Genomic DNA, 23,408 nt, shown 5'->3' on the forward strand with positions numbered 1-23,408 from the left:
CTGCCGATGCAACGACGCCGATTCCTGCAGATGCTGGCTGCCGCCAGTGCCACGCCCCTGCTTCTTCAGGGCTGCGGCTGGGGTGGGACGGGCGCAGGTCCGTCCACTGGCGACGCCGGAACGGCGGAGGCAATCGACGCGGATATCCTCGTCCTCGGCGCCGGCATTGCCGGTCTCCACGCCGCAATGTTGCTGGAAGAACAGAACCCGGGCCGCAGGGTCGTGGTGCTTGAGTCCGCCCAGCGCGTCGGCGGGCGCATGCACACGGTGGAAGCCGGCGGTCAGCGCTTCGACGTCGGCGCCACGGATATCGGCGGCAACTACTGGGTGACCCGTGGCCTGGCGCCACGCGTCGGCGTCAGCATCCTGGATCCCACGCCCGAGGCGATGGCTGCCCGCTTCGGCGGCCCGTCCGCGGTCGGTGTCAGCGGCACGCTGATCAACGCCAGGGACTGGGCTGGCAGCGCGCTCAACCCCTTCAGCGGGCGCGAGCGCGCCATTCCGCCGCCCGCGCTGCTGTCGGCGGCCACCGGCGGTGAAGCCAATCCGGTCACCAACATCAACGAATGGCTGGCGCCCGCGCTGGCCGCCCACGACATCCCGCTGCGCGACTGGCTGGCCGCGCGCGACTGGTCGACCGCTGCAATCGACACCATGGACGTTGGGGCCACGTACAACGGCCTTGACCAGGTCAGCGCGCTGGACGTGCTGCGCCGCAACGCCATGCTGCGTCGCGGACCGCAGTCGGTCGGCTCGATGGCGGACGGGACGCAGGCGCTGCCCGAAGCGGTCGCCGCCCGCCTCAAGCAGCCGGTCGAGTTCGGTGCCCAGGTCAGCGAGATCGTTCAACACGATGACAACGTGGTCGTCGTCGCCGCCGATGGCCGCCGCTGGCGGGCGCCGCGGGTCGTCGTCGCCCTGCCGCCGGGCCCGCTGGGCAAGGTCCGCTTCTCGCCGGAACCGCCGGCGGAGCAGCGCAAGGCGTGGGCCGAACGCGCGCTCACCGCGGTCACCGCCATCCACCTCAAGCCGCTGAAGCCCTTCTGGGAGGCCGACGGTCTGCCGCTGAACATGTGGCTGGACGGCTCCATCGAGCGCGTGTTCGGTGTGCCCGATGCCAACAACCGCATCGAGCGCCTGCTGGTCTGGGTCAATGGCCGCGGCGCGCAAGCCATCGACCAGATGGACGACGGCGAGATCGGCCGCTGGGCCCAGCGCGAACTGGCGGGGTGGCGTCCTGCCGCGGACGGCGCCACCGAGGTGTTGGCCGTTCGCAGTTGGGGCCGCGATCCCTACGCGATGGGCGCGTTCGCCGAGATCGCTCCGGGCCGCTGTGCCGATACCGCGCAGTGGACCGCACAAGCGCTGGGGCGGGTCCATTTCGCCGGCGAGCACACCTCCTTCGACCAGCCCGGCATCGAGGCCGCCCTGGCGTCCGGCCTGCGCGCGGCGGTGGAGATTGCCGCGGCCGAGAAGGACGCCGCCCGCACTGACGCGTCGGCATGACCCCGCTGCGCATGACCCCGCTGCGCCGGCGCCCGCGCCACCTTTTTTCCTGCTTGCGCCTGCGCTGCCTGCGCTCGCGCTGATCCACCGTCACAAGGAGTTCCCATGGCCCGGCCGCACACCGAGTTCCTGCAAAACCAGTCCCTGCCCTGGGAGCCCGAGGAACTGTTGCCGGGCGCCTGGACCCGGACCCTGAGCGTGGATGACGAGACCGGCGCCTGCACGCTGCTGTCAAAGATGGACCCGGGACTGCATTTCGGGCAGGGCAGCCGCATCGCCGCCGACGAGGAGTTCTACGTCCTCTCGGGCAGCTATTACCTCAACGGCTTCGAGTACGCCGAAGGCTGCTACGGCTTCTACCCGGCCGGCCACCCGCGCGCCGGCGCCTACTCGCCCGATGGCGCGGTGGTCCTGCGCTTCTTCGACAGCCGTCCACGCCTGATGTCCAGCGACGAGCCTGCGCCGGAGGACCGCACCCCGCCGGTGTCCTTCGTCGATACCTACCGCATGGTGTGGGACCGCAGCGTGCTGGACTACCGGCTCAACCACCTTGCCTGCGGCCGCAAGATCCTGCGCATCGATCCGGTCACCCAGCAGAAGACCTTCCTGTTCATGACCGCGCCGCAGACCCACCCGACCAACTGGCGCGGGCCGAAGGAACACCACCCCACGCCGGAAGAGGCGTTCCTGATCGCCGGTGACTTGACCGGGGAATACGGGACCATGCGGCCGGGCTCGTACTTCTGGCGGCCGCCGGGCATCCCGCACGGGCCCTACGGCTCGCGCGGCGGCTCGCTGATCCTGATCCGGTTTGTGGGTGGGGCGCACGTCAACCACTGGAGCAGCGACCAGCACCACTTCGACTACAAGCAGGCCTACCAGCCGGTGCTGCCACCGGAACTGGAGGAGATCGCCCAGCCGCCGGCGCCGCTGGAAGCGCCGTACTGAGGTCCGCCCTCCGCCGCACGACCGCAAGACCCGCCATCCAGCCACGCCAGCCATTCCACCCCGGGAGACCGCCGCATGTTCCACACCATCATCCTGCTCAAATGGGCCCATATCCTCGCCATGGTCTATTGGCTGGGCGGCGAATGGGGCGTGTTCCAGTCCAGCTACCAGGTGATCAACCGGTCGCTGCCGCTGGCCGAACGCCGCCGCCACATGGAGACCGCCTACCGCATCGATATCCTGGCGCGTACCGGCATCATCCTGCTGCTGCCGCTGGGCCTGCACATGGGCACGCTGTGGGGCGTGAATCCGCTCAATGGCGGCTGGCTGGTGCTGTTCTGGATCCTCGGCCTGTCCTGGCTGGGCCTGTGCTGGGCGGCGTTCTTCAAGCGCGACACCGACGCGGGCATCCGCCTGACCCGGATCGACGAGGCGGTGCGGTTCGTGCTGATCCCGTTGCTGGCGATCTGCGCGATCTCCTCGCTGATGGGCCATGGCCCCTTCAGCGGTGGCGAGGATGGCCCCAACTGGTACGCGACCAAGGTCCTGATCTATTCGGGCCTGCTGGTGATCGGCCTGAAGCTGCGTTTCATCATGCGCGAGTGGACGGTGATGTTCCGCAAGCTCGATCAGGCGCCCGACGCCGCCATCGAGGCCACGCTGGAGCGCTCGATCAGGATCGGCCGCGGCCTGGCCTACTTCTACTGGATCGGCATCTCCACGGTCTGCCTGATCGGCGCCGCCAAGGCATTCTGAGGACGCTGCATTGATGAATCTCGGTTTGTGGAGCGCCGCGCACATCCTGGTGATCGGCTATTGGCTGGGCACCGACCTGGCCGTGTATTACCTGAGCGGCTTCATCGTCGACCCGAAGACCCCGACACCGGTGCGGATGTTCGCCACCAAGGCCATGCTGATCCTGGACATGGTGCCGCGCACGGCGCTGGTACTGACGGCGGCGATCGGCCTCACCCTCACCACCGGCATCGGTCTGATGCCGTCGCTGGAGCGATGGTTGCCGCTGGCGTGGGTGCTGAGCCTGGCATGGCTGGCGCTGACGTGGACCGTGCATCAGCTGGGCAACAGCGCGTGGGGCCGCCGGCTGGGCCGGATCGACTTCGTGTTCCGGGTTCTGGTCGTGGCCGCCGGCGTCTGGCTCGCGGTCGATGCCACCCGCGCCGGTGGCCTGATCACCCCGGCGCCGTGGCTGGGCATCAAGATCGCGATGATGGCGCTGTCGATCGCGATGGGACTGCTGATCCGCGTCCAGCTCAAGCCGTTCGGTCCGATGCTGGCCAAGGTGGCCGACGGCAGCGCGACGCCCGCTGACGACGTGGCGCTGCAGCGTCTGATGGCGAGGGTGAAGGTTCCCGTGTGGGTGATCTGGATCGCGCTGGTGATCGCGGCCGTGCTGGGCAGTACGAAAGGGGTTTTCTAGCAGCTGGCGGCGGCGAGCGCTCCTGCGCGGTGGTGCCGCCTCCAACCCGACGACCGTTTCGCGCGCCCGACTGACTTTACCGTGGCGGGCGGCGTGCTGTGCCGATCCGGCTCCTGTCCAATGGTTGCGGGACAGCCGTTGCAAATTGTCCGGACATTTATTGACCCGGTAAACCTATTGATATATCGATAGGTTCAATCCAGTGGTTCAACGTCAATGAGTGTGGAGGTGTTGGTGAGCGAACGACTTTATCGGTGCGCGCTGGCAGTGGCAGTCGCCGCGGCCTTGGGCAGCATGCCCGTCCACGCCCAGCAGGCGACGGCGGAAGACGCCAGCAGCCAGGCTGTCCAGCTGGACAGCGTCAGCGTCACGGCCCAGCGCCGCGAGGAGCAGGTCCAGGACACGCCGGTGGTGATCACCGTGCTCAACGCCGAGGAGCTCAAGCGCAAGCAGGTCTCCCGGGTCGATGACCTGAAGTTCCACGTGCCCAACATCACCATCGACCAGAACACCTCGACCAGTTCGGGCGCGAAGATCTTCCTGCGCGGCGTGGGCCAGGACGAGTCGATCTTCACCGCCGACCCGGCGGTGGCGATCTACATCGACGATGTCTACATCCCGCGTCAGAACGGCTCGATGTTCGACCTCTACGACGTGGAGCGCATCGAGGTTCTGCGTGGCCCCCAGGGCACCCTGTACGGCCGCAACGCCACCGGCGGCGCGATCCGTTACATCACCCGCAAGCCCAAGGGCGACGAGCGGCTTGAGGTCGACGCCACGGTCGGCAACTACGGCCGCGCCGACATGCGGGTCATGTACAACACCCGCCTGGGCGAGACCGTCGACTTCTCCGCCGCGGCGCTGACCCGCAACCGTGACGGCTTCATCCGCGAGCAGGTCAGCGGCAAGGACGTCAACGACAGCAAGGTCAACGCCGCGCGCATCGGCTTCTCGATGCCGGTAGCGGAAAACTCCTACGCTTCGCTCAACATCGACCGTCTGCGCGAGCGCTCCACTCCCAGCTACGCGGTGCCGGTAGCCATGGTGGATGGGAAGACCGTGCCGCGCCTGGAGAACCTGTACACCACCCGCAGCGACCTGGTGGGCGGCATCAACGATCTGGACCAGTTCGGCGCCGCGTTCACCTTCGAGACCTATTTCGACAACGTCCTGTGGCGTCATATCGCCCACTACCGCAGCATGGACAACCAGATCTACGTCGACGTGGACGGCACCGACCGCCTGCTCTACCACCTGATGCAGGACCAGGAGCAGAGCCAGCGGGGTTATGAAACCCAACTGGTCTCCACCGGCGATGGGCCGTTGACCTGGGTCGCTGGCGTTTTCGCTTTCCGCGAGAAGAACGACCAGCCGACCCGCAACGACATCTTCGGCATCGGCGGGGTCTACGACATCGCCCAGGACACCACCGCGCTGGCAGCCTACGCCCAGGCGACCTACGCGGTGAACGACCGTTTCAACCTCACCGCCGGTGGCCGCTTCAGCCACGAGAAGAAGGACCTGTCGGTGCTGGGACGCGATCGCGCGGGTAACGAGACCTTCCAGGTCAACCGCCACGGCCGCTGGTCCAAGCCGGACTGGAAGGTGATGGCCGACTACGACCTCACCGACAACGTGATGGGCTTCCTCACCGTGTCGACCGGCTTCAAGAGTGGCGGTTTCAACGGACGCGGCACGACACCGGCAACGATCACACCGTTTGACGAGGAGACCGTGCGCTCCTACGAGGCCGGCATCAAGAGCACGCTGTGGGACAACCGCGTGCGCCTGAACGCGACCTACTACCGCAACGACTACGGCGGCCTGCAGCTGTCGGCGATCGACCCCAACGGCGTGTACGTCACCACCAACGCCACCGGCGCGCTGATCCAGGGCATCGAGCTGGAGGCCCAGGCCCAGCTGACCAAAAACTGGAACCTGAGTGCCAGCATCGGCACGATCGACGCCGAGTACCGCGACTACGCGGAGATCAACAAGGACAAATTCGAGGGCCGCGACCTGAAGCAGGCGCCGGAGATGCAGTGGCAGATCGGCACCACCTACGTGCAGCCACTGGCCGCCGCGCAACTGGTATTCAACGCCCAGGTCGCGCGCACCGACATGTTCTATCAGAACCAGGACCTGTCGGAGCTGATCAAGACCCCTGCCAACACCCAGGCGAGCGCACGGATCGGCTATGAACCCACCGATGCAAACTGGTCGGTCGCCGTGTGGGGTCGCAACCTCACCAACACCCGGGTGTCCGCCGGTGGCTTTGATATTCCCGGGCTGGGCGTTGGCGTGATCTACCCCACCCTGCCGCGCACCTACGGCATCGATTTCAACTACAAGTTCTGGTAGCAGACGCGCGAACCAGACCGGGAGGCCTGCCATTGCAGGCCTTTTTGGTATATAGATATAACATTAGGACTTGAATAGCGGAGTGGACACGCGTGGCAGCAACTTTGGCCGAAAAGATCATCGCCCACGCCTGTCAGCGCGACAGCGTGAGCCCCGGGCAGATCGTCACCGCATCGCTGGACCTGCTGATGATGCATGACTCCGGCGGCCCGCGGCGGGTGGCCTCGCGACTGGAGCAGCTCGGCGCGAAGGTGTGGGATCCCGACAAGGTGGTGGTGGTCAGCGACCACTTCGTTCCCGCCACCGACCTGGAAAGTGCGGAGATCCTGGCGCTCACCCGGCGCTGGGCGCAGCAGGCCGGGGTGCGCCACTACGACATGCTCGGCATCTGCCACGTGGTGCTGCAGGAAGGCGGCCATGTGCAGCCGGGCATGTTCTGCGTCGGCGGCGATTCGCACTCCCCCAGTGGCGGTGCCTACGGGGCATTCATGATGGGCGTCGGCGCGACCGACATCACCGGCGCACTGGTCACCGGCGAGTTGTGGCTGAAGGTGCCGCAGACGGTACGCGTGAACTGGGACGGCGCGCTGGCCGCCGGCGTCAGCGCCAAGGACATCATGCTGTACCTGTGTACCACGCTGGGCATGGGCAACGAGAACCAGGCCTTCGAGTACGACGGCGCGGCGGTACGCGCGATGTCGATGTCCGAGCGCATGGTGTTGTGCAACATGTCGGCCGAACTGGGCGCGGAAACCGGCATGGTCGCCGCAGACGAGAAGACACTGGCCTCGCTGGTCGAAGCCGGCCGGCCGTTCACGGGCGACATCGCGCGCTGGCAAAGCGATCCCGATGCAGCGTGCCTGGCCGAACATAACTACGACGCCGGCACGCTGGCACCGCAGATCGCCGCGCCGCACAGTCCCGCCAACAGCCGCGCGGTGACCGAGTACGAGCCGATCCACATCGACCAGGGCTATATCGGCGCCTGCACCGGCGCCAAGCTGTCCGACCTGCACATGGCCGCCGAGGTGCTCAAGGGCCGCAGGATCGCCAGCAACACCCGGCTGCTGATCGCCCCGGCGTCGGTGGCGATGACCCGCGCGGCTGCCGCCGATGGCACCCTGGAGATCCTGACCGAAGCCGGCGCGATCATGCTGCCGACGGGCTGCGGCGCGTGCGCCGGCATGGGCGCAGGCATGTACTCGGCCGGCGAAGTCGGACTGTCCACCACCGCCCGCAACTTCAAGGGCCGCATGGGCTCGGCGCAGGCGCAGGTCTACCTGGGCTCGCCCTACAGCGTGGCGGCCGGCGCGGTGAAGGGCTACATCTGCGACCCGCGCGAACTGCTGGCGGAACCGGCGTGATGGCCGCAGATGCGAAAACCCCGCCCCACGGAGCACGCCATGACCGCTGACACGACACCCGACGAGCCGATCGATATCCGGACCGCGGACCTCCCTCGCGGCGGCGCCAGCGCCCTGAGCCGGCGTGGCCGCGCGTTCGTGTTCGGCGACAACATCGACACCGACCTGCTGGCCCCGGGCCCGTACATGCGCGAGTCCCCCGAAGTGCTGGCCAGCCACTGCCTGGAAGCGATCGATCCGGAGTTTGCCAGCGAGGTGCAGCGCGGCGACATCGTGGTGGGCGGCAAGTCCTTCGGCATCGGTTCCTCGCGCGAGCAGGCGGTGCAATCGCTGGTGGTGCTGGGCGTCGGCGCGATCGTCGCCACCTCGTTTGCGCGGATCTTCTACCGCAACGCGCTGAATTTCGGCCTGCCCGCCCTCACCTGCCCCGACCTTCAGGCCGAGCGCGGTGACGATGTGGAAGTGCGGCCGCAGGAAGGCCTGGTGATCAACCACACCAGCGGCAAGCAGTACCGGTGCGAGAGCATTCCGCCCGAGCTGATGGAGATCGTCAACGTCGGCGGACTGATGCCGTGGCTGGCCCGCAAGCTTGCGGCGGACGCCGAGACGGCGTCGGGTACCGATGCGTCATCCGGTGATCCTGCGTGAGCGCAGCCGCGTCGCCCGGACCGACATTCCGACGTGAGGGCATCCTCCACGTAACGCTGATTGCGCCGGATCTGGACGCGGTATGCGCCGCCTATCGCGAACAGCTGGGCCTGGCCGTCGCCGCGCGCGACCCGCTGGACAGCGAGCTTGCCCAGGTCCTGGGCCTGGCCGACCTTGCCGGTGCGCCGGTGGCCTGGCTCGCCAACCCGGCCGGCGAAGCCGTCGTGCGAATGGTGGAAGACCCGCAGGCGCGCCAGCTGGAACCGATGTTCCGCCATGGCTGGCTGTCGCTGGAGGTCCTCGTCGCCGACGTCGATGCATTGGTCGCCGATCTGCGCCCGCCCTTCCGCGTGCTGCGCCCGCCGGCCGACCTGGAACTGAGCCCCGCGATCCGCGCCAGCCAGGTGCTCGGTCCCTGCGGGGAAATGCTCTACCTGACCAGCATCAAGGCCGCCGTGCCGCCCTTCGACCTTCCGATGAGCGATGAACGGTTTTCCCACAGCTTCATCGGCGTGATGTCCACGCCCGACCGCGACGCCTCGCAGGCCGCGTGGGCGGCGCTGGCCGGCCACCCCGGCTGGGCGTTCGAGACCAAGATCACCGTGCTCAACGACGCGTTCGGGAAGGATCTCGGCGATCGCTACCCCGTTGCGGTCGTCGCGCTGCCGGGACAGTGCATGGTGGAGATCGACGAGGTGAAACTGCCTGACGATTCCGGTCTGGAGGCGGCGCGTGAAGCGATCGCGGACATCGACGTACTTTCTTTCGATTCAATGGATGCGAAGCGCCGGTTTGCCGGCCAACACAGCATCGCCCTTCGACTGGCCGCACTGCCCGAAGGCCTTGCCTCGGCCGGCTGGAACTTGATCGGCGATGTCCAACTCGGCGTTGCGCGCCATGTAGGACTCGTCGGCCCGGCAGGCGAGCACGTGCAGTTGATTGTGGACTGCTGACGCGCCGCGGCGGATCGCCACACTCCAGCTACACGGGTTAGCCGGGCCTTTTGTTCGCCAGCATCGCGAGAAACGGGGTGGCGATCGCAACGCCGACCCCAACCCCCAGACCGACGCTGTGAAAAACGGCGCCAATCACGACACCGATCCCGCCGCCCAGAGAAAGCGCGAGCGCCAGCGCCTGCGGATGACTCAACTTTGTCTTGTTTTGCATAGCCCACCTCTCCCTGTGGCGTCAGACACGAATATCCACGGCTTGGATGGACGGTGCAAACACGGACGGTGCGCAGCACAAGGAGCGATCAGTCGTTCTCGTCTGAGACCTTCCCGGCCGCCGAAAGACCAACCACACCGGCACTGCCCAGCGCCGCCAACTCGGTAGCATCCAACCCAAGCAGCTCGCCCAGGACGGTGCCGGTGTGCTCGCCCAGTCCGGGAGCGGCGTGGCCGTAGGCGATCGGTGTGGCCGAAAACCGCACCGGATTGGCGACGCCGGGCACGTGGCCGGCGGTCGGGTGCGGAAGCTCGATGCGCAGTCCGCGCGCCTGCACCTGCGGATCGTCGAAGACCTGGTCGATGCGGTTGACCGGCGCGCAGGGGACGGTGGCTGCTTCCAAGCCGGCCAGCCAGTGGGCGCTGGGGCGGGTCGCCAGGCGCTGCTCCAGATACGGCACCAGGCGGTCGCGGTTGGCGACGCGGGCGGCGTTGGTGGCGTAGCGCGGATCGGTCGCCAGTTCCGGATCACCGAGGACCTCGCAGAAGCGGGCGAACTGGCCGTCATTGCCGACGGCGAGCATGAAGTAGCCGTCCGCGGTCGGCATCACCTGGTAGGGGACGATGTTGGGGTGGGCGCTGCCCTGGCGCTGCGGCACCTCGCCGCCGACCAGGTAGTTGGACGCCTGGTTGGCCAGCCACGCGACCTGCGTATCGAGCAGGGCCAGGTCGATGTGCTGGCCTTCGCCGTGGCGCTCGGCGTGGCGCAGCGCGGCCAGGATCGCCGACACCGCGTACATGCCGGTCATCAGGTCGGTCGCGGCGACGCCGACTTTCTGCGGCACGCCGCCGGGCGAACCTTCAGGCTCGCCGGTGATACTCATCAGGCCGCCGATCGCCTGGATCGCGGCGTCGTAGCCGGCGCGCTTGGCATACGGACCGGTCTGGCCGAAACCGGTGATCGAGCAGTACACCAGCCGGGGGTTGATCGCCTTCAAACTGGCGTAGTCGAGGCCGTATTTGGCCAGTCCGCCGACCTTGTAGTTTTCCACCAGGATATCGCAATGCCGGGCCATCTCGCGGATCAGGCGCTGGCCTTCCTGGCCGGTGAAGTCGATCGCCACCGAGCGCTTGCCGCGGTTGGCACACAGGTAATAGGCCGACTCCGCGGTGGGCTGCCCATTGGCGTCGTGAAGCCACGGCGGCCCCCAACCACGGGTGTCGTCGCCGCCTTCGGGGCGCTCGACCTTGATCACGTCGGCGCCGAAATCGGCCAGCACCTGGGTGGCCCACGGCCCGGCGAGGATGCGGGAGAGATCGAGGACGCGCACGCCATCCAGGGGTTTCATCGCGGCCACCAGTCGTTGCAGGCTTGCGGAAGCGAGGGTTGCCAGCCGACCGCCTGCTGGAAGGATTCGGCCAGCGCGATCAGGGACCACTCGTCGCCGATGTCGCCGACCAGCTGCAGGCCCAGCGGCAGTTCGCCTTCGGCTACCGCCAGCGGCACCGACAGCGCGGGATTGCCGGCGAAGTTCGCGTAGGCGGTCAGGTCCGCCTGGTTGGCAGGTGTCGGCGTGTCAAAGGCAAAAGCGCGCTGCGGCGTGGTCGGCATCACCAGCACGTCGCACTGCGCCAGCCACTGCTGCAGCTGCACCTGTGCCTGGTCGAGCACGCGCGCCGCGGCCACCAGTTCACTGGCCGACTTGCGCTCGGCGTAGGCCATCAACTTCTGCAGCAGCGGCGAGAACCGCTCGCGTTGGTGCTCCCAATCGTCGGCGTGCTCGATCAGCATTTCCGCCTCGCACACCAGCAGGCCGGCACGGCGCGAATGGCCGGGCGAGACGTCGGGCGCGGGCAGGTCCACGCGCTGGTGGCCCAGACGGAGCAGCGTCTGCATTCCGTCCTCGAAGGCCTCGGCAATGCCGGGATCCCACTCCACGGTGTCGCCGAAATCCACCACCCCCAGCCGCAGCGGACCGGTGGATGCTGGCGCGAAACGGATCGCCCGCGACTGCGCGCTGGCCGGGTCGAAGCCCGCCAGCACCGGCAGCAGCAACCGCAGGTCGCGTGCCGAGCGGGCCAGTGGGCCGATATGGTCGAGCCGATGGCTGAGCGCCACCGTACCGCGGGTGCTGATCGCGCCCCAGCTGGGTTTGAGACCGACCACGCCGCAATAGCTGGCCGGGATGCGCACCGAGCCCATGCTGTCGGTGCCCAGCGCGGCGCTGCACAAACCCGCCGCCACGGCCGCACCGCTGCCGCCGCTGGAACCGCCCGGGGTGAAGCCGGGACGGTGCGGGTTGTGGCAGGCGCCGAAGTGCGGGTTGTTGTTGTCCGCACCCAGTGCCGCCTCGTGCATGTTGAGCTTGCCGACGATGACCGCGCCGGCGTCGCGCAAGCGCGCTACGGCCGGACTGTCGACGTCGGCCGGGGCGTTGTCGCGACGGGTCGCCATGCCGGCGGTGGTGACGAAGCCGGCCGCATCGATGTTGTCCTTGACCGCCACCGGCACGCCTTCCAGCGCACGCGCGGTGCCGGCCTTGCGGCGGCCATCGGCATCATCGGCTCCACGACGGGCCGCATCGGCGTCCACCGCCAGGTAGCTGTTGAGCACCCGCTGGCTGGCATCGATCGCCGCCAGCTGCTGCTCCAGCAGGTCACGGCAGCTGAGCTCGCCGCGCCCCAGCCGGGCCAGCTGCGATGTCATGTCCTCGCCCAGCAGGGCGGCGTCGATGCGGCTCATGGCGTCGGACTCTTACTCGAAGCGCTTGTCGATCAGGCGGATGGGTTTCTGCCGCGTTTCCATGCCGGTCAGTGGCGCCAGCGAGCCCGGCTCGGCCAGCACGATGCTGACATCCACGCCCAGGCGCATGCGCAGCAGCGCGGCAAACGCGGCGGCCAGCGCTGCGTCCGTCGTATCGCCCTTGACCTCGATGTGCACCGCCAGGTCGTCGCGGCCGGCGGCATCGCGGGTGGTCACGCAGATGAACTCGCCGGCAAACCCGGCGTGTTCCTCCAGGATCGGCGCCATCGCCTGGGGGAACACGTTGATGCCGCGCACCTTGACCATGTTGTCGCTGCGGCCGAGGAAGCCCTCGATGCGGCGCAGGTTGATGCCCAGCGAGGACGGCGTGGTCAGCACGCGAGTCACGTCGTGGGTGTTGAAGCGGATGATCGGGTAGATGTCGTCCTTGTACAGGCAGGTCACGACCATGTCGCCGGTCTCGCCGTCGGCCACCGGCTTGCCATCGTCCACGCCAAGGACCTCGACGTACTGGGCGTCCTCCATCAGGTACAGGCCGTCCTGGTCCGGGCCCTGGCCGGCGATCGCACCGGTGTCGCCCACGCCGTACCAGTCGTACAGCTGCGCCCCGCCCCAGGCCTTGGACAGCGACTCGCGCGACTCGCGGCCCAGGTGGCCGGAGATCATCCGGATCTGGATGTCCCTGCCCGGCTCCAGGCCTTGCTCGCGGGCGACGTCGGCCAGCTTCTTGATGTAGTCGGCAAAGCCGACGATCACGGTCGCGCCCATGTCGCGCATCAGGTTGACCTGTTGCACCGAGCGCATCTCGATGCCGGTACCGGCCGAACAGAACAGCGCCTGGGTGAAGTGGTTCACGGCCTCGCGGATGTAGTGGCCGCCATTGATCATGCCGTGGCCGTAGACCGAATGGACGACGTCGCCGGCCTGCATGCCCTGCCAGCGGTACAGGCGCGCCAGCAGCAGGTTCTGCACCTCGCGGCTGTGCGGGCTGAACAACAGCGGCTGCGGCCGGCCGGTGGTGCCACTGGTGGTGTGGAACACCAGCGGCGTGTCGCCGGCGGCGGTGCCGTCGCGCCAGCCGTGGAAATCGCCCAGCGGCGGCTTGGATTCCACCGAGGCCATGATCTCGTGCTTGCCATAGACCGGCAGTTTGGTGATGTCGGCCAGACCGGTGATGTCGCCCGGCTCCAGACCCGCATCGCCCCACAGGCGCTGGTAGAACGGGATCTGCCAGGCGCGCGCGACGCAGCGCCGGAAGCGCGCGTCCTGCTCGGCGAACAGCTCGTCGCGGCTGATGCTGCTGAAGCGATCGGTGAAGGCTTTGTCCAGCGGGTACTCGGCCAGCAGTTTGTTGACGTCGAAGGATTCGAAATAGGTCGCGTTGGTGGTCATGGGGCCTCAACAATCAGTAGGTCGACCAGGCGACGCACGTCATCGAGCGCCTCCAGCCGGTCGAGAACGGTGAGCAGGTCCGCGCGGCGGGCGGGGTCGAAGGGCCGGGCCGCGTGGTCCAGGCAATGGTGGAATTTCTCGAGCTGCTGGGCACGGTCCAGCGGGCGCTCGGGGGAGCCGAGTGCGGCATCGCGGTGGTTGTGCAGCTCGCGCCCGTCGGTGGTGGTGACCACCAGGCTCTGCGGCACCAGCGCGTTGGGATCGTCGCAGTCGTTGGGCTCGACCTGCAGGCGGCTGGCGAACTCCGCGCGCACCCGATCGGCCAGAGCTTCGGTGGAATAGGCGTCCAGCCCGACCCGGCCGTCGATCAGCATCGTGCCGGTCAGGTAGGGCAGGCACAGGCGGGCGTAACTGGTTTCCATGCCGACCTTGTAGGGCCGCGACACCAGCCGGCGTACCAGCGGCGGCGCGCGCAGGACGATGCGCTCGATGTCACCGATCCGCAGGCCCTCGCGCTCACGCAACTCGCGCAGCATGTCCAGGCAGGCATGCGCGGCGCCCCCGGTGGGAAAGACCTTGTGGCTGACCTGCTCGATCTGCGCATCACCGGCGGCCAGTGCGGCCAGCGCCGGGCGGGTGTCGAACGCGCCCTCGATCAGCGGCAGGTAACCGAACGGCCCCTCCAGCCAGTCGTGCGGGGCGGGGAAGCCGTGGTTTGCGAGGGTCCAGGCAGTGATCGCGGCGCGCGCATTGAAGGCGATCTGCAGCGCCAGCGTGGGCGAGCCCTCGACGTGCGCCTGCATCGTCCCTGACAGGTGACTGTAGGTCAGGCCCAGCGCGCGGTGCAGGGTGGCCTCGTCAGCCTGGTGCAGGTGCGCGATGCCAGCCACCGCGCCCAGTGCGCCGCACATGGCCGGGCGGAAGAAGCGCATCGGCGCCCGGCCGCTGATACCGATCAGGGTCGCCACGTCGACCGCGATCGCGACGGCGGCGATCAGGCGCTTGCCGTCCACACCGCCGCGCTGCTCGGCCGCGGTGACCAGGCTGGATAGCACGACCGCCATCGGATGCACGACCGCGGGCATGTGCACACAGTCGAACTCCTGGTTGTGGATCTGGAAGCCGTTGACCATCGCCGCGCTGGAGGCGTGCAGGCGCTCGCCGGTGACCCAGACGCGGGCGTCGTTGCCGCTGCCGCTGCCCAGGGTCTGGGCGGCATCGCGCACGGTCTGGTTGAGCGGCACCTGAGGGCCGGAGCCGGCGATCCCGACCGATACGCCGTCCATGATGAAGGTCTTGACCGCGGCGACGGCTTTGGGCGAGAGGTCCTCGTAGCGCAGGTCGGCCGCATGGGCGACCAGCGCCTCGGTCAGACGGGGCATGGGTTCGCTCATGCGTCCAGCCCGGCCAACGCGGCCTGCAGCGGTTGCAGCGAGAGCGCGGTGGGCAACTCACGGACGGCATCGAATACGCGGGTCGCCGCCGGCTTGCTCACTCCGCCCCACTCGGCCAAGGCCAGCGCCTTGGACGCGATCGCGGCGTCGGGCATCGGGCATTCCGGGTCGCCCCAGGCATCCACGCGGGCCGCGTGCAGGCGGCGACCGTCGGCCAATGCCACGGTCACGGAGGCGCCGTAGTGGTCGGGGAAGCGGGCGCTGGCCGCCTCGTCCTCGCTCACGATGACACGCTCGCGCATGGCGGCCACGACCGGATCCTCGATGGTCGCAGGCAGGTAGTGCGCCAGCTCGGGCCGACCCAGGCAGGCGATCGCGGCAACCGCGTGCTGCAGGCTGAATTTGGCTTCCAGCTCGGTGGTCGGCTCCGGCCGGTCGCAGAAGCGCAGCGCCTCGGCATAAGTGGCCACGTGGATGCTGACAAAAGCCTCGACTGGCAGGCCACCGGCCTGGCGCAGGGCGTCGCGCATCGCGTCGATCGCCGGATGGGCGTGGCGGCAGGCCGGCCAGGGTTTCAGGCTGGTGGTGTGGATCAGCCAGTCCGGCGCGTCGGCAAGCACCAGATCCGGTTGGGCGTCAGGCGCAGTGGCGGCGAACAGGCCCTGCTCGCCCTCGAGGATCCGGCGCGGGCCGCGCAGGCCGGCAGCCGCCAGTTGCGCCGCAAGCAAGCCGCTGCGGGCGGCTTCGGCGTTGTGGATCGACTTGGTTGAAACGGGCTCGTGGCGCATCTGCCACAGGCCGCCGGTGCGGCTGCCGGCGGTACCGAGCGCATCGGCCAGTGCATCGGCGTCCAGGCCAAGGATGGAAGCGGCGGCGGTCGCGGCGCCAAACGCACCGGCGGTCGAAGTCGGGTGCCAGTAGCGGTAATGCCCGCGCCCCAGCGCGCGGCCGATGCGGATGGTCGCCTCGTAGCCGCGCACCACCGCATCAAGCAATTGTTGCGGCGTAGCGTCGGCGCTTTCCGCCGCTGCCAGTGCGACCGGAATCACCACCGGACCGGCGTGCAGGATCGCTCCGCGGTGAACGTCGTCCATCTCCAGCACGTTGCCCAGCGCCGCGTTGATCAGCAGGGCGGATGCCGGGTCTCGGCGGCCGGCGCCCAACGCCGTCGCCTCACCGCCGGGCAGCGCGGCCACCAGCGCTGCCAGTTGGGCGGCCAGTGGCGAGCGCAAGCCGCCCAGCGCGCAGCCCAACCAGTCCGCCACCAGTGCGGCGGCGCGTTGGCGCGCGGAAGCGTCGACCGGACGCAACAGGTGCGTGCCCAGGGCTTCGGTCAGGCTCGGGGCCTGTGCTGTCATGCCGCGTCTACCAAGTGGCACCTCGCTGGATCGTGGACTTTCCGACTCAGGGTATCGGACTTTGTCCGGACATATCATATGATCAGCATTCCGCAGATCGCAAACCCGCTCCCAGCCGGGTCTGCCACCGCTGTTTCCCCGGACCGGAGTCCCCGTGCCTGCCCAGCTCGACGCCAGTTCCTTCCTCGATCATCTCCGTCACGGTACGGAGGTCTATGCACCCGGTTGCGCTGGCCATTCGCTGCTGTTCGAGTCGTGGCTGCAGCAGGCGCCGGAGCGCTGTGACGGCGTCCGCTTCACCGGCGTGCACATCCCCACGGTCAACCTGTTCGACTTTGCCAGCCTGCACCCGGGCGCGCGGCAACGCACCATCTTTCTCAGCGCCGAGCTGCGCGAGTCGTGGCTGGCCGGTCGGGTCGACTACCTGCCGATGAGCTACTCGGCCACCTGGCAGTGGCTGAGCCAGGAGGCGCAGTTCGACGTTGCCCTGGTGCAGGTCGCACCGCCCGATGACAACGGCCAGTGCTCGCTGGGCGTGGCTGCCGACTTCACCCCTGCGGCCTGGCCGCGGGCGGCGAAGGTGCTGGCCCACGTCAATCCGCGCATGCCGCGTACCCACGGGCCGTCGATCCCCTGGTCGCGCATCCACGCCGCCATCGAGCACGACGGACCGCTGCTGGAAGCACCGGACCCCGCACCTGACCCGGCCATGGAAGCGGTGGCGGCGCAGGTCGCCACGCTGGTGCCGGACCGTGCCACCCTGCAACTGGGCCTGGGGCGCCTGCAGTCGGCGGTGCTGCGCGCGCTGCGCGGACGGCGCGACCTGCGCATCCACTCGGGCATGGTGTCGGACGGACTGCTGGGCCTGATCGAGGATGGCGCACTGGCACCGGCGCCGGATGCCGTCGTCGCCGGCGTCGCCCTGGGCAGCCAGGCGCTGTATGAAGCTGTCGCCGCGCGGGTGCAGTTCCGCGAGGTCGGCTACACCCATGACCACGGCGTTTTGCGCGCCATTGCGCGCCTGACCGCGATCAACAGCGCGCTGTCGGTGGACCTGCTGGGCCAGGTCAACGGCGATTGCCTGGGCGGTCGGCAGCTCAGTGGCATCGGGGGCTTGCCGGACTTCCTGCGCGGCGCGCGACAGGCACCCGAGGGCCGCGCCATCATCGCCCTGCCCGCCGCCACAGCGAAAGGGCAGACCCGAATTGTGCCAATGTTGCCGGCTGGTCCGGTCAGCGTGGCACGGATCGACGCCGATTGCGTGGTCACCGAGCATGGCGTTGCCCAGCTGCGACACCTGGACGTGCACGAGCGTGCGCGCGCGCTCATCGCGATCGCCGACCCGGCCCATCGAGAATCGCTGGAGCGGGACTGGCATGAAATCACCCAAAGGCTTTGACATGGCACATTTGAAAGGACTCCCGGCATGACCGCCAAGCAGCGCAGCAAACCCCGTTACGCCGAGCTGGGCGACCTGCTCCAGGCCGGCATCGAACGTGGCGACTACCCGGTGGGCAGCCTGCTGCCGACCGAGCTGGAACTGTGCGAGCGCCACCAGGTCAGCCGGCACACCGCGCGCGCCGCCCTTGCCCAGTTGATCACCGCCGGACTGGTCCAGCGCCGTCCCGGATCGGGCACGCGGGTCATCGCCCAGCGCGAGGCGATGCGCTACGAGCACGGCATCGACAGCCTCGACCTGCTGATGCAATACGGCAACACCACCCGCCTGCAGGTGCTCGAAACCCGCTCGGAGAAAGCCAGCGGCGAGATGGCCCGGGAGCTTGAGGTGGCCGCCGGCAAGGAGTACCTGGTCCTCAACGGCGTGCGGATGGAGGAACCCAACCGCGAACCCATTGCGGTGACCGAGATGTTCGTACCGGTGCGCGCGGGCACACCGAGCGCCGAGCTGCTCGAGCTGTCCAGCTCGGCGCGCACGGTCGCCGGCTTCCTGGATGCCGCACGGCTGTCGCGGGTGGAGCAGGTGTTCGATGCCGCCTCGCTGACGCCGGCCGAGGCCAGCTTGCTGGGGGTGGAGAGCACCGAACCGGCCATGCGCGTGCGCCGGCACTACCGTGACGCCGCCGGTCGGCTGCTGATGCTGGCCATCAGCAAGCATCCGCCCGGTCGCTTCGCCTACTCCATGGTGCTTTCGCGCAAGCGGCGCTGAGGGCGCCGGCGCGCGCAGCCGGCCCGGATGCGCGCGAGGTTCGCTCAGCGCTTGAACAGCAGTTTCAGCACCGATGGCCGCAGCGCCATGCGCATCATCTGGCGGAACTCCGCCGGGGTCAGGCTGGTGGTGCACGGGAGCACGCCGGCGACGCCCTTCATCACCAGCAGACCGTCCTCGCTGACCACGTCGTTGATGCGCACGTCCAGCTTCATTGCGGGGGTGACGACCTTCATGCCGGGACCTCCCGGGCGCTGATCTCGTTCGCGTGGGTTCCGCCGGCATCCACCCAGTCTTCCAGCGCCACCAGGCCCTTGCCGGCGGCGCGTCCGGAAATCATCGCCTCGGTCAGGTAGGAACCGTTCTGGTAGAGGTCGGAGAACATCGAGCCCAGTTCGCCGGCCTCAAACAGGCGCGGGATCGGCTTGAGGTCGTGATCGAGCACCTCCGAATGGATGTTGCGCCGCGCGCCACCGCCGGTGCAGACGATCACCGGATCGACCTTGATCGCGTAGAACGGGCCCTGCTCGATCGGGTACAGCGTGTCGGGGTTGCGCTCGAAGTCTGCGTCGCTCTTGCCCGCGCAGGCCGCGTTGTAGCGGTCCACCGTCGCCCGCAGCTTGGCCGGGTCGCGGCCGATCTTCGCCGCCAACTCCTCGATAGTGTCGGCCTGCTCGATCCAGCCCTTGGCGATCTCGGCGCTGTTGTCGTCGCTCCACCGGTAGCCGGTCACCACCGGCGCCCAGGTCATCACCTCGACCACGAGCTTGTTGTACTGGCAGGTGACGGCATCAAAGATCATGTGCACCGGCCCGGCACGATGGTGCGGGGTGTCCACCCAATGGCCGTGCTTCTTTTCCTTGTAATGGGTCAGCTGCAGCTCGGCGGTCTCGTTGTAGAAGCGCTCGCTGAGCGCATCGACCTCGATCCAGCTGAAGCTCTGCCAGAAGAAGGTGCGCAGGAACGCAGTCTCGAAACCCGGCGGGCGGAAGCCCGGCCAGATCCCGCCGGACTGCCCCTGGTTGCGCAGGTGCCACAGGTCGGCGCCGGCCTTCTGCAGGATCTTGATGCCGTCGCCGGTGTTGTGTGGCGTGCCCAACGGGTGCGCCTCCGACAGGCCGAAGTAATTGCGCTGCATGTCCATGTTGGCCTCGAAGCCGCCCACGGCCATCACCACGCCGCGGTTGGCGCGGATCGCCTGCGGCTGGCCGTTGACCTCGGCGATCACGCCGAAGACCTCCAGCGTGTCCGGATCCTGGATCAGGTCCCTGAGCGGGGTCTCGTAGGCGATCTGGATGCCCGGGCGCTGACGCACGTTCTCGCGGAAGGCCAGGTACACGCCGCTGGGGATCGGCAGGATGGTCGCGGTGCAGTAGACCGCCTCGCGCGCACCGAACTCGGGGAACTCCAGCACCGTGTCGCGCTCGCTGAAACCGGTGCCGTGGATGTACTGGGCGCCAGCCTGCTCGGCGCGCGCCTGGATCCACGGCTCCAGCGCCACCATCGCCTCCGACCACGGCACCAGCATGTCCTCGGGGATCGGGTTGGCCGCGCTCATCTTGCGCTGGTACTCGGCCAGCACCTCGGCATTCTTCGAAATCAGCAGGGACTGCCCGGCCACCCGGCTGTTGCCGCCGGTCTCGGCCTCGGGCGCCTTCTCGATGATCAGGATGCGCAGCTCGGGGTTGAGGTCATAGGCCTCGATCGCGGCGCACATGCCCGCCAGGCCGGCGCCGGCGATGACGATGTCGTGGGTCTGGTCCCAGCGGGACACGGAAGAGAGACTGGCCATGGAGAACCTCCTTGCAGGGTTGGCGCCATCGTGGGCACCGCGGCCGGTGAATGCCAACCAATTCGAGGTCCGTCAACAACCGCAGGTTGTATTGGCCTACCCTGCCGGCATGGATATCCGTCAACTGCGCTACTTCCTGGCCGTCGTCGAGCATGGCAGTTTCACCCGCGCGGCCGCGATGACCGGCCGCACCCAGCAGGCGCTGAGCAAGGGCATCGCCGCACTGGAGCAGCAACTGGGTGCGCGCCTGTTCGAGCGCGGCTCGCGCGGGGCGCGACCGACCGCCGTCGGACGATTGCTGCTGGACCACGCGCGTACCGCCGACGACACCCTGCGCACCTTCGAGCAGCGCCTGCAGGAGTTGCAGACCGGCACCGAAGGCGAGATGCGCATCGGCACCGGCCCGACCGCTGCCGGCTCGGTCGTGGCACCGGCGGTGCTGGCCTTGCGCGCGGCGTGGCCGCGGCTGGGCGTGCGCGTCACCGGCGGCGTCCTGCCGGAACTGCTGCCCGCGCTGCTGGCCCGGGAGCTGGATGTGGTGATCGCCCTGGACACGATGCTGCAGACCGATCCGCGCCTGCATCGCGACCTGCTGGTGAATGACGAGTACCGGATCATGGCGAGCGCGTCGCATCCTCTCGCCGGGGGCGCCGGACTGACCGCGGCCGATCTGCTGGACCATCCGTGGGTCATGGGGCGTCGTCTGGGCGAGGTCCAGACCCAGTTCCGCCAGCGCTTCACCGATGCCGGACTGAGCCCCCCGGCGCAATCGCTGGAATCCTCATCGCTGGACTTCGTTCGTACCCTGGTGCGTGACGGCGCTTACCTCACCCTGCTGCCAACACGTCTGGTCCACGTCGAGCTGGCGTCGCGGCAATGGACGCGGCTGGCGGTGCCGGGCTTTTCCTGGGAGCGTCCGCTGGTCGTTTACACCCGCCTGGGCGAGCCGCAGTCGGATCCTCAGGCCCGGCTCCTGCAAGCGCTGCGCAATGCGGCGGAACAGGCGGGCTAGCGGTCCAGCGGGCTGACCACACCCGAGCCGCCGCGATTGAGCACATGCGTGTAGATCATCGTCGTGGAAACGTCGGAGTGGCCAAGCAGCTCCTGGATCGTGCGGATGTCCGACCCGGACTCGAGCAGATGCGTGGCGAAGCTGTGGCGCAGCGTGTGGCAGGTGGCGTGTTTCGCGATTCCCGCCGCCTGCGCGGCGATCCGCACCGCCCGCTGCAAATTCTTCTCGTCAACGTGATGCCGGCGCTCTACACCCGACCGCGGGTCAATGCTGCGCAACCGCGAGGGGAAGACGTACTGCCAGATCCATTCGCGATCCGCGGCGGGGTACTTCCGTGCCAGCGCCCCCGGGAGCCAGACCGCGCCGTGGCCCACCGCAAGGTCCCGCTCATGCAACACCCTGGTTTGCGTCAGGTGCAATTGGAGTGCCGGGACCGTTCTGGCGGGCAGCATCGTCCGCCGGTCTTTGCCGCCCTTGCCCCGTCGCACCAGAATTTCGCTGCGCACGAAGTCGATGTCCTGCACACGCAGGCGCACACACTCCATCAGCCGGATGCCTGAGCCGTAGAGGAGACTGGCCATCAGGTGATGGACGCCACTCATCTGAACAAGCAGGCGCGACACCTCCTCAACCGTGAGCACCACCGGCAGTCGCTCGGGCCGTTTGGCACGCCGGATGTTTTCCATCCAGGGCAGATCCTGACCCAGCACCTCCCGATACAGAAACAGCAGCGCGGAGAGCGCCTGGTTCTGCGTTGACGCCGCAACCTTTCCCTGCACGGCCAGCCGGGTAAGAAACCACTCGACCTCCCGCTCGCCCATCTCGTCGGGGTGTCGCTTCCCATTCGCAAGAATGAAGCGGCGAATCCAACTCACGTAGGCGTCCTCGGTCCGAATAGCCAGTCCGCGTCGGCGAATCCGCGCCCGAACCGTAAGCTTCCCCGTCAAGTAGACACTTCAAAAGTAGAGTTTCCAGCTTGGCGTTGGCGGTACTCCGCCGGCGTCAAATCGCCGAGGGAATCGTGGGGGCGTTCTTCGTTGTACTCGAGCATCCACCAGTACGCCGCCTCGCGAACATCGTCGAGGCGGGCGAAGAGGTGCTGGTCCAGAACCTCTTCGCGGAGGGTCCGGTTGAAGCGTTCGATGTAGGCATTCTGGTTGGGCTTGCCGGGCTGGATATACCGGATGGCCATGCCGTTGGCCTTTGCCCACTGGATGAACGTCTCGCCCAGGAACTCGGGGCCGTTGTCGGTGCGCAGCACCTGCGGCAGGCCGTGGTCGCGCTTGAGCTGCTCGAAGATGCGCACCAGGCGGGCGGAGTTGATCGATGTGTCGACTTCAATGTGCAGCGCCTCGCGGTTGAAATCGTCGACCACGTTGAAGGTGCGGAATCGCCGACCGCACGCCAGTGCGTCAGACATGAAGTCCGCCGACCAGACCATATCTGGCAGCCGTGGCACGTACAGCGGCACCCGCTGGCGTTTGGGCAGGCGGCGCTTCACGGGCCGTCGCAGGTTGAGTTTCATGGCCTTGTACACCCGATAGATTCGCTTGTGGTTCCACTCCGGCCGGCGACGGTGCAGCAGCTTGCGGCACTTCCAGAAACCGCGGGCCGGGCGCTCCTCGACCAGTTCCGCCAGCGCGGCGATCACTTCGGCATCGCGCACCGTCCAGTCCAGCGGCGGGCGGTACCAAGCCGCACGCGACAGGCCCACGCATGCACAGGACCGGCGCAGTGGCCGCGCGTGCACCTCGACCAGGTACCGCACCGCCTCGCGCTTCTGCTCCGGCCCTACAGTTTTTTTGCAATCAGATCCTTCATCGCCGCGTTGTCCAGCGCCAGCTCCGCATACATGCGTTTGAGCCTGCTGTTCTCGGCCTCCAGATCCTTTACCCGCCGCAGCTCCGACGCCTCAAGGCCGCCGTACTTCGACTTCCAGTTGTAGTACGTCGGCGTGCTGATGCCGGCCTGCCGGCAGATGTCCTTGACGGGCAAGCCGGCATCGGCCTGCTTGAGGATCGAGACGATCTGGGACTCGGTGAAACGGGACTTCTTCATGGAACCTCCTGGCTGAGGGGAAGATGCCAGAAAGCTCTAC

Annotated in this window: 21 protein-coding genes; 11 read left to right on the forward strand and 10 right to left on the reverse strand. The window is 68.2% G+C overall.

Annotated features, from left to right (window positions below; genetic code table 11):
* The first annotated feature begins 6 nt into the window (after positions 1-6).
* The 8 genes from INQ43_RS12485 to INQ43_RS12520 all read left to right on the forward strand — a co-directional run bounded on the left by INQ43_RS12485 (position 7) and on the right by INQ43_RS12520 (position 9,218).
* A complete protein-coding gene (locus tag INQ43_RS12485) occupies positions 7-1,506 on the forward strand; it encodes an NAD(P)/FAD-dependent oxidoreductase (protein WP_194036654.1) in 1,500 nt (499 codons plus the stop codon).
* A 105-nt stretch (positions 1,507-1,611) separates the two neighbouring features.
* Positions 1,612-2,454 carry a DUF4437 domain-containing protein gene (locus tag INQ43_RS12490; RefSeq protein WP_194036655.1) on the forward strand — a complete coding sequence of 281 codons (843 nt, stop codon included), beginning with the start codon at positions 1,612-1,614 and terminating at the stop codon, positions 2,452-2,454.
* A gap of 75 nt (positions 2,455-2,529) precedes the next feature.
* A complete protein-coding gene (locus INQ43_RS12495; RefSeq protein ID WP_194036656.1) occupies positions 2,530-3,210 on the forward strand; it encodes a hypothetical protein in 681 nt (226 codons plus the stop codon).
* A gap of 13 nt (positions 3,211-3,223) precedes the next feature.
* Entirely contained in the window at positions 3,224-3,892 is a 669-nt protein-coding gene (locus tag INQ43_RS12500) for a hypothetical protein (RefSeq protein WP_194036657.1), read from the forward strand.
* A 234-nt stretch (positions 3,893-4,126) separates the two neighbouring features.
* The gene (locus INQ43_RS12505) at positions 4,127-6,253 is read left to right on the forward strand and encodes a TonB-dependent receptor (protein ID WP_194036658.1); all 2,127 of its coding nucleotides are present in this window, start codon (positions 4,127-4,129) and stop codon (positions 6,251-6,253) included.
* Positions 6,254-6,345: 92 nt separating this feature from the next.
* Positions 6,346-7,617 (forward strand): 3-isopropylmalate dehydratase large subunit, encoded by a 1,272-nt coding sequence (locus INQ43_RS12510; protein WP_228062536.1) that lies wholly within the window; start codon positions 6,346-6,348, stop codon positions 7,615-7,617.
* Positions 7,618-7,656: 39 nt separating this feature from the next.
* Positions 7,657-8,265, forward strand: a complete 609-nt coding sequence (locus INQ43_RS12515) for a 3-isopropylmalate dehydratase (protein ID WP_194036659.1) — start codon at positions 7,657-7,659, stop codon at positions 8,263-8,265.
* Positions 8,262-9,218 (forward strand): VOC family protein, encoded by a 957-nt coding sequence (locus INQ43_RS12520; protein ID WP_194036660.1) that lies wholly within the window; start codon positions 8,262-8,264, stop codon positions 9,216-9,218. Before INQ43_RS12515 ends, INQ43_RS12520 begins: the two co-directional genes overlap by 4 nt.
* A 37-nt stretch (positions 9,219-9,255) precedes the next feature.
* Here INQ43_RS12520 and INQ43_RS12525 read toward each other — a convergent pair whose 3' ends face one another.
* The 6 genes from INQ43_RS12525 to INQ43_RS12550 form a co-directional block, all read right to left on the reverse strand.
* Complete coding sequence (locus INQ43_RS12525) at positions 9,256-9,432, reverse strand: hypothetical protein (protein WP_194036661.1); 177 nt, start codon at positions 9,430-9,432, stop codon at positions 9,256-9,258.
* A gap of 88 nt (positions 9,433-9,520) precedes the next feature.
* A complete protein-coding gene (locus tag INQ43_RS12530) occupies positions 9,521-10,780 on the reverse strand; it encodes a CaiB/BaiF CoA-transferase family protein (protein ID WP_194036662.1) in 1,260 nt (419 codons plus the stop codon).
* Complete coding sequence (locus INQ43_RS12535) at positions 10,777-12,174, reverse strand: amidase (protein WP_194036663.1); 1,398 nt, start codon at positions 12,172-12,174, stop codon at positions 10,777-10,779. Before INQ43_RS12535 ends, INQ43_RS12530 begins: the two co-directional genes overlap by 4 nt.
* A gap of 12 nt (positions 12,175-12,186) precedes the next feature.
* Complete coding sequence (locus tag INQ43_RS12540; RefSeq protein ID WP_194036664.1) at positions 12,187-13,587, reverse strand: phenylacetate--CoA ligase family protein; 1,401 nt, start codon at positions 13,585-13,587, stop codon at positions 12,187-12,189.
* Positions 13,584-14,969, reverse strand: a complete 1,386-nt coding sequence (locus INQ43_RS12545) for an MmgE/PrpD family protein (protein WP_194036665.1) — start codon at positions 14,967-14,969, stop codon at positions 13,584-13,586. The genes INQ43_RS12540 and INQ43_RS12545 overlap by 4 nt, the downstream gene beginning before the upstream one ends.
* An 8-nt stretch (positions 14,970-14,977) precedes the next feature.
* Positions 14,978-16,339, reverse strand: a complete 1,362-nt coding sequence (locus INQ43_RS12550; protein WP_194036666.1) for an MmgE/PrpD family protein — start codon at positions 16,337-16,339, stop codon at positions 14,978-14,980.
* 154 nt (positions 16,340-16,493) lie between these two features.
* Here INQ43_RS12550 and INQ43_RS12555 point away from each other — a divergent pair, with 154 nt between their 5' ends.
* Positions 16,494-17,738: an acetyl-CoA hydrolase/transferase family protein gene (locus INQ43_RS12555; RefSeq protein WP_194036667.1), complete on the forward strand. Its 1,245-nt coding sequence runs from the start codon at positions 16,494-16,496 to the stop codon at positions 17,736-17,738.
* A gap of 27 nt (positions 17,739-17,765) precedes the next feature.
* Positions 17,766-18,506 carry a GntR family transcriptional regulator gene (locus INQ43_RS12560; RefSeq protein ID WP_194034569.1) on the forward strand — a complete coding sequence of 247 codons (741 nt, stop codon included), beginning with the start codon at positions 17,766-17,768 and terminating at the stop codon, positions 18,504-18,506.
* A 44-nt stretch (positions 18,507-18,550) separates the two neighbouring features.
* On the opposite strand, the gene INQ43_RS12565 is transcribed toward INQ43_RS12560, so the two are convergent.
* Positions 18,551-18,742 (reverse strand): hypothetical protein, encoded by a 192-nt coding sequence (locus tag INQ43_RS12565; RefSeq protein ID WP_043959441.1) that lies wholly within the window; start codon positions 18,740-18,742, stop codon positions 18,551-18,553.
* The gene (locus tag INQ43_RS12570) at positions 18,739-20,298 is read right to left on the reverse strand and encodes an FAD-dependent oxidoreductase (RefSeq protein ID WP_194036668.1); all 1,560 of its coding nucleotides are present in this window, start codon (positions 20,296-20,298) and stop codon (positions 18,739-18,741) included. The genes INQ43_RS12565 and INQ43_RS12570 overlap by 4 nt, the downstream gene beginning before the upstream one ends.
* A gap of 91 nt (positions 20,299-20,389) precedes the next feature.
* Between INQ43_RS12570 and INQ43_RS12575 the strand changes: the two genes are divergently transcribed.
* On the forward strand, positions 20,390-21,310 hold the full coding sequence (locus tag INQ43_RS12575; RefSeq protein ID WP_228062537.1) for a LysR family transcriptional regulator: 921 nt from the start codon (positions 20,390-20,392) through the stop codon (positions 21,308-21,310).
* On the opposite strand, the gene INQ43_RS12580 is transcribed toward INQ43_RS12575, so the two are convergent.
* Together INQ43_RS12580 and INQ43_RS12585 are read right to left on the reverse strand one after the other, a co-directional pair.
* Positions 21,307-22,257, reverse strand: a complete 951-nt coding sequence (locus INQ43_RS12580) for an integron integrase (protein ID WP_194036670.1) — start codon at positions 22,255-22,257, stop codon at positions 21,307-21,309. The genes INQ43_RS12575 and INQ43_RS12580 overlap by 4 nt on opposite strands.
* Positions 22,254-23,368 (reverse strand): IS3 family transposase gene (locus INQ43_RS12585; protein ID WP_194036671.1). Its coding sequence is split into 2 segments (ribosomal slippage): positions 22,254-23,116 and positions 23,116-23,368, totalling 1,116 coding nucleotides; the frame shifts between segments, so codons are not numbered across the junction. The genes INQ43_RS12580 and INQ43_RS12585 overlap by 4 nt, the downstream gene beginning before the upstream one ends.
* Positions 23,369-23,408 lie beyond the last annotated feature (40 nt).

It is taken from the genome of Lysobacter sp. H23M47 (assembly GCF_015209765.1).
In the GTDB taxonomy this organism is placed as follows: Bacteria; Pseudomonadota; Gammaproteobacteria; order Xanthomonadales; family Xanthomonadaceae; genus Novilysobacter; species Novilysobacter avium.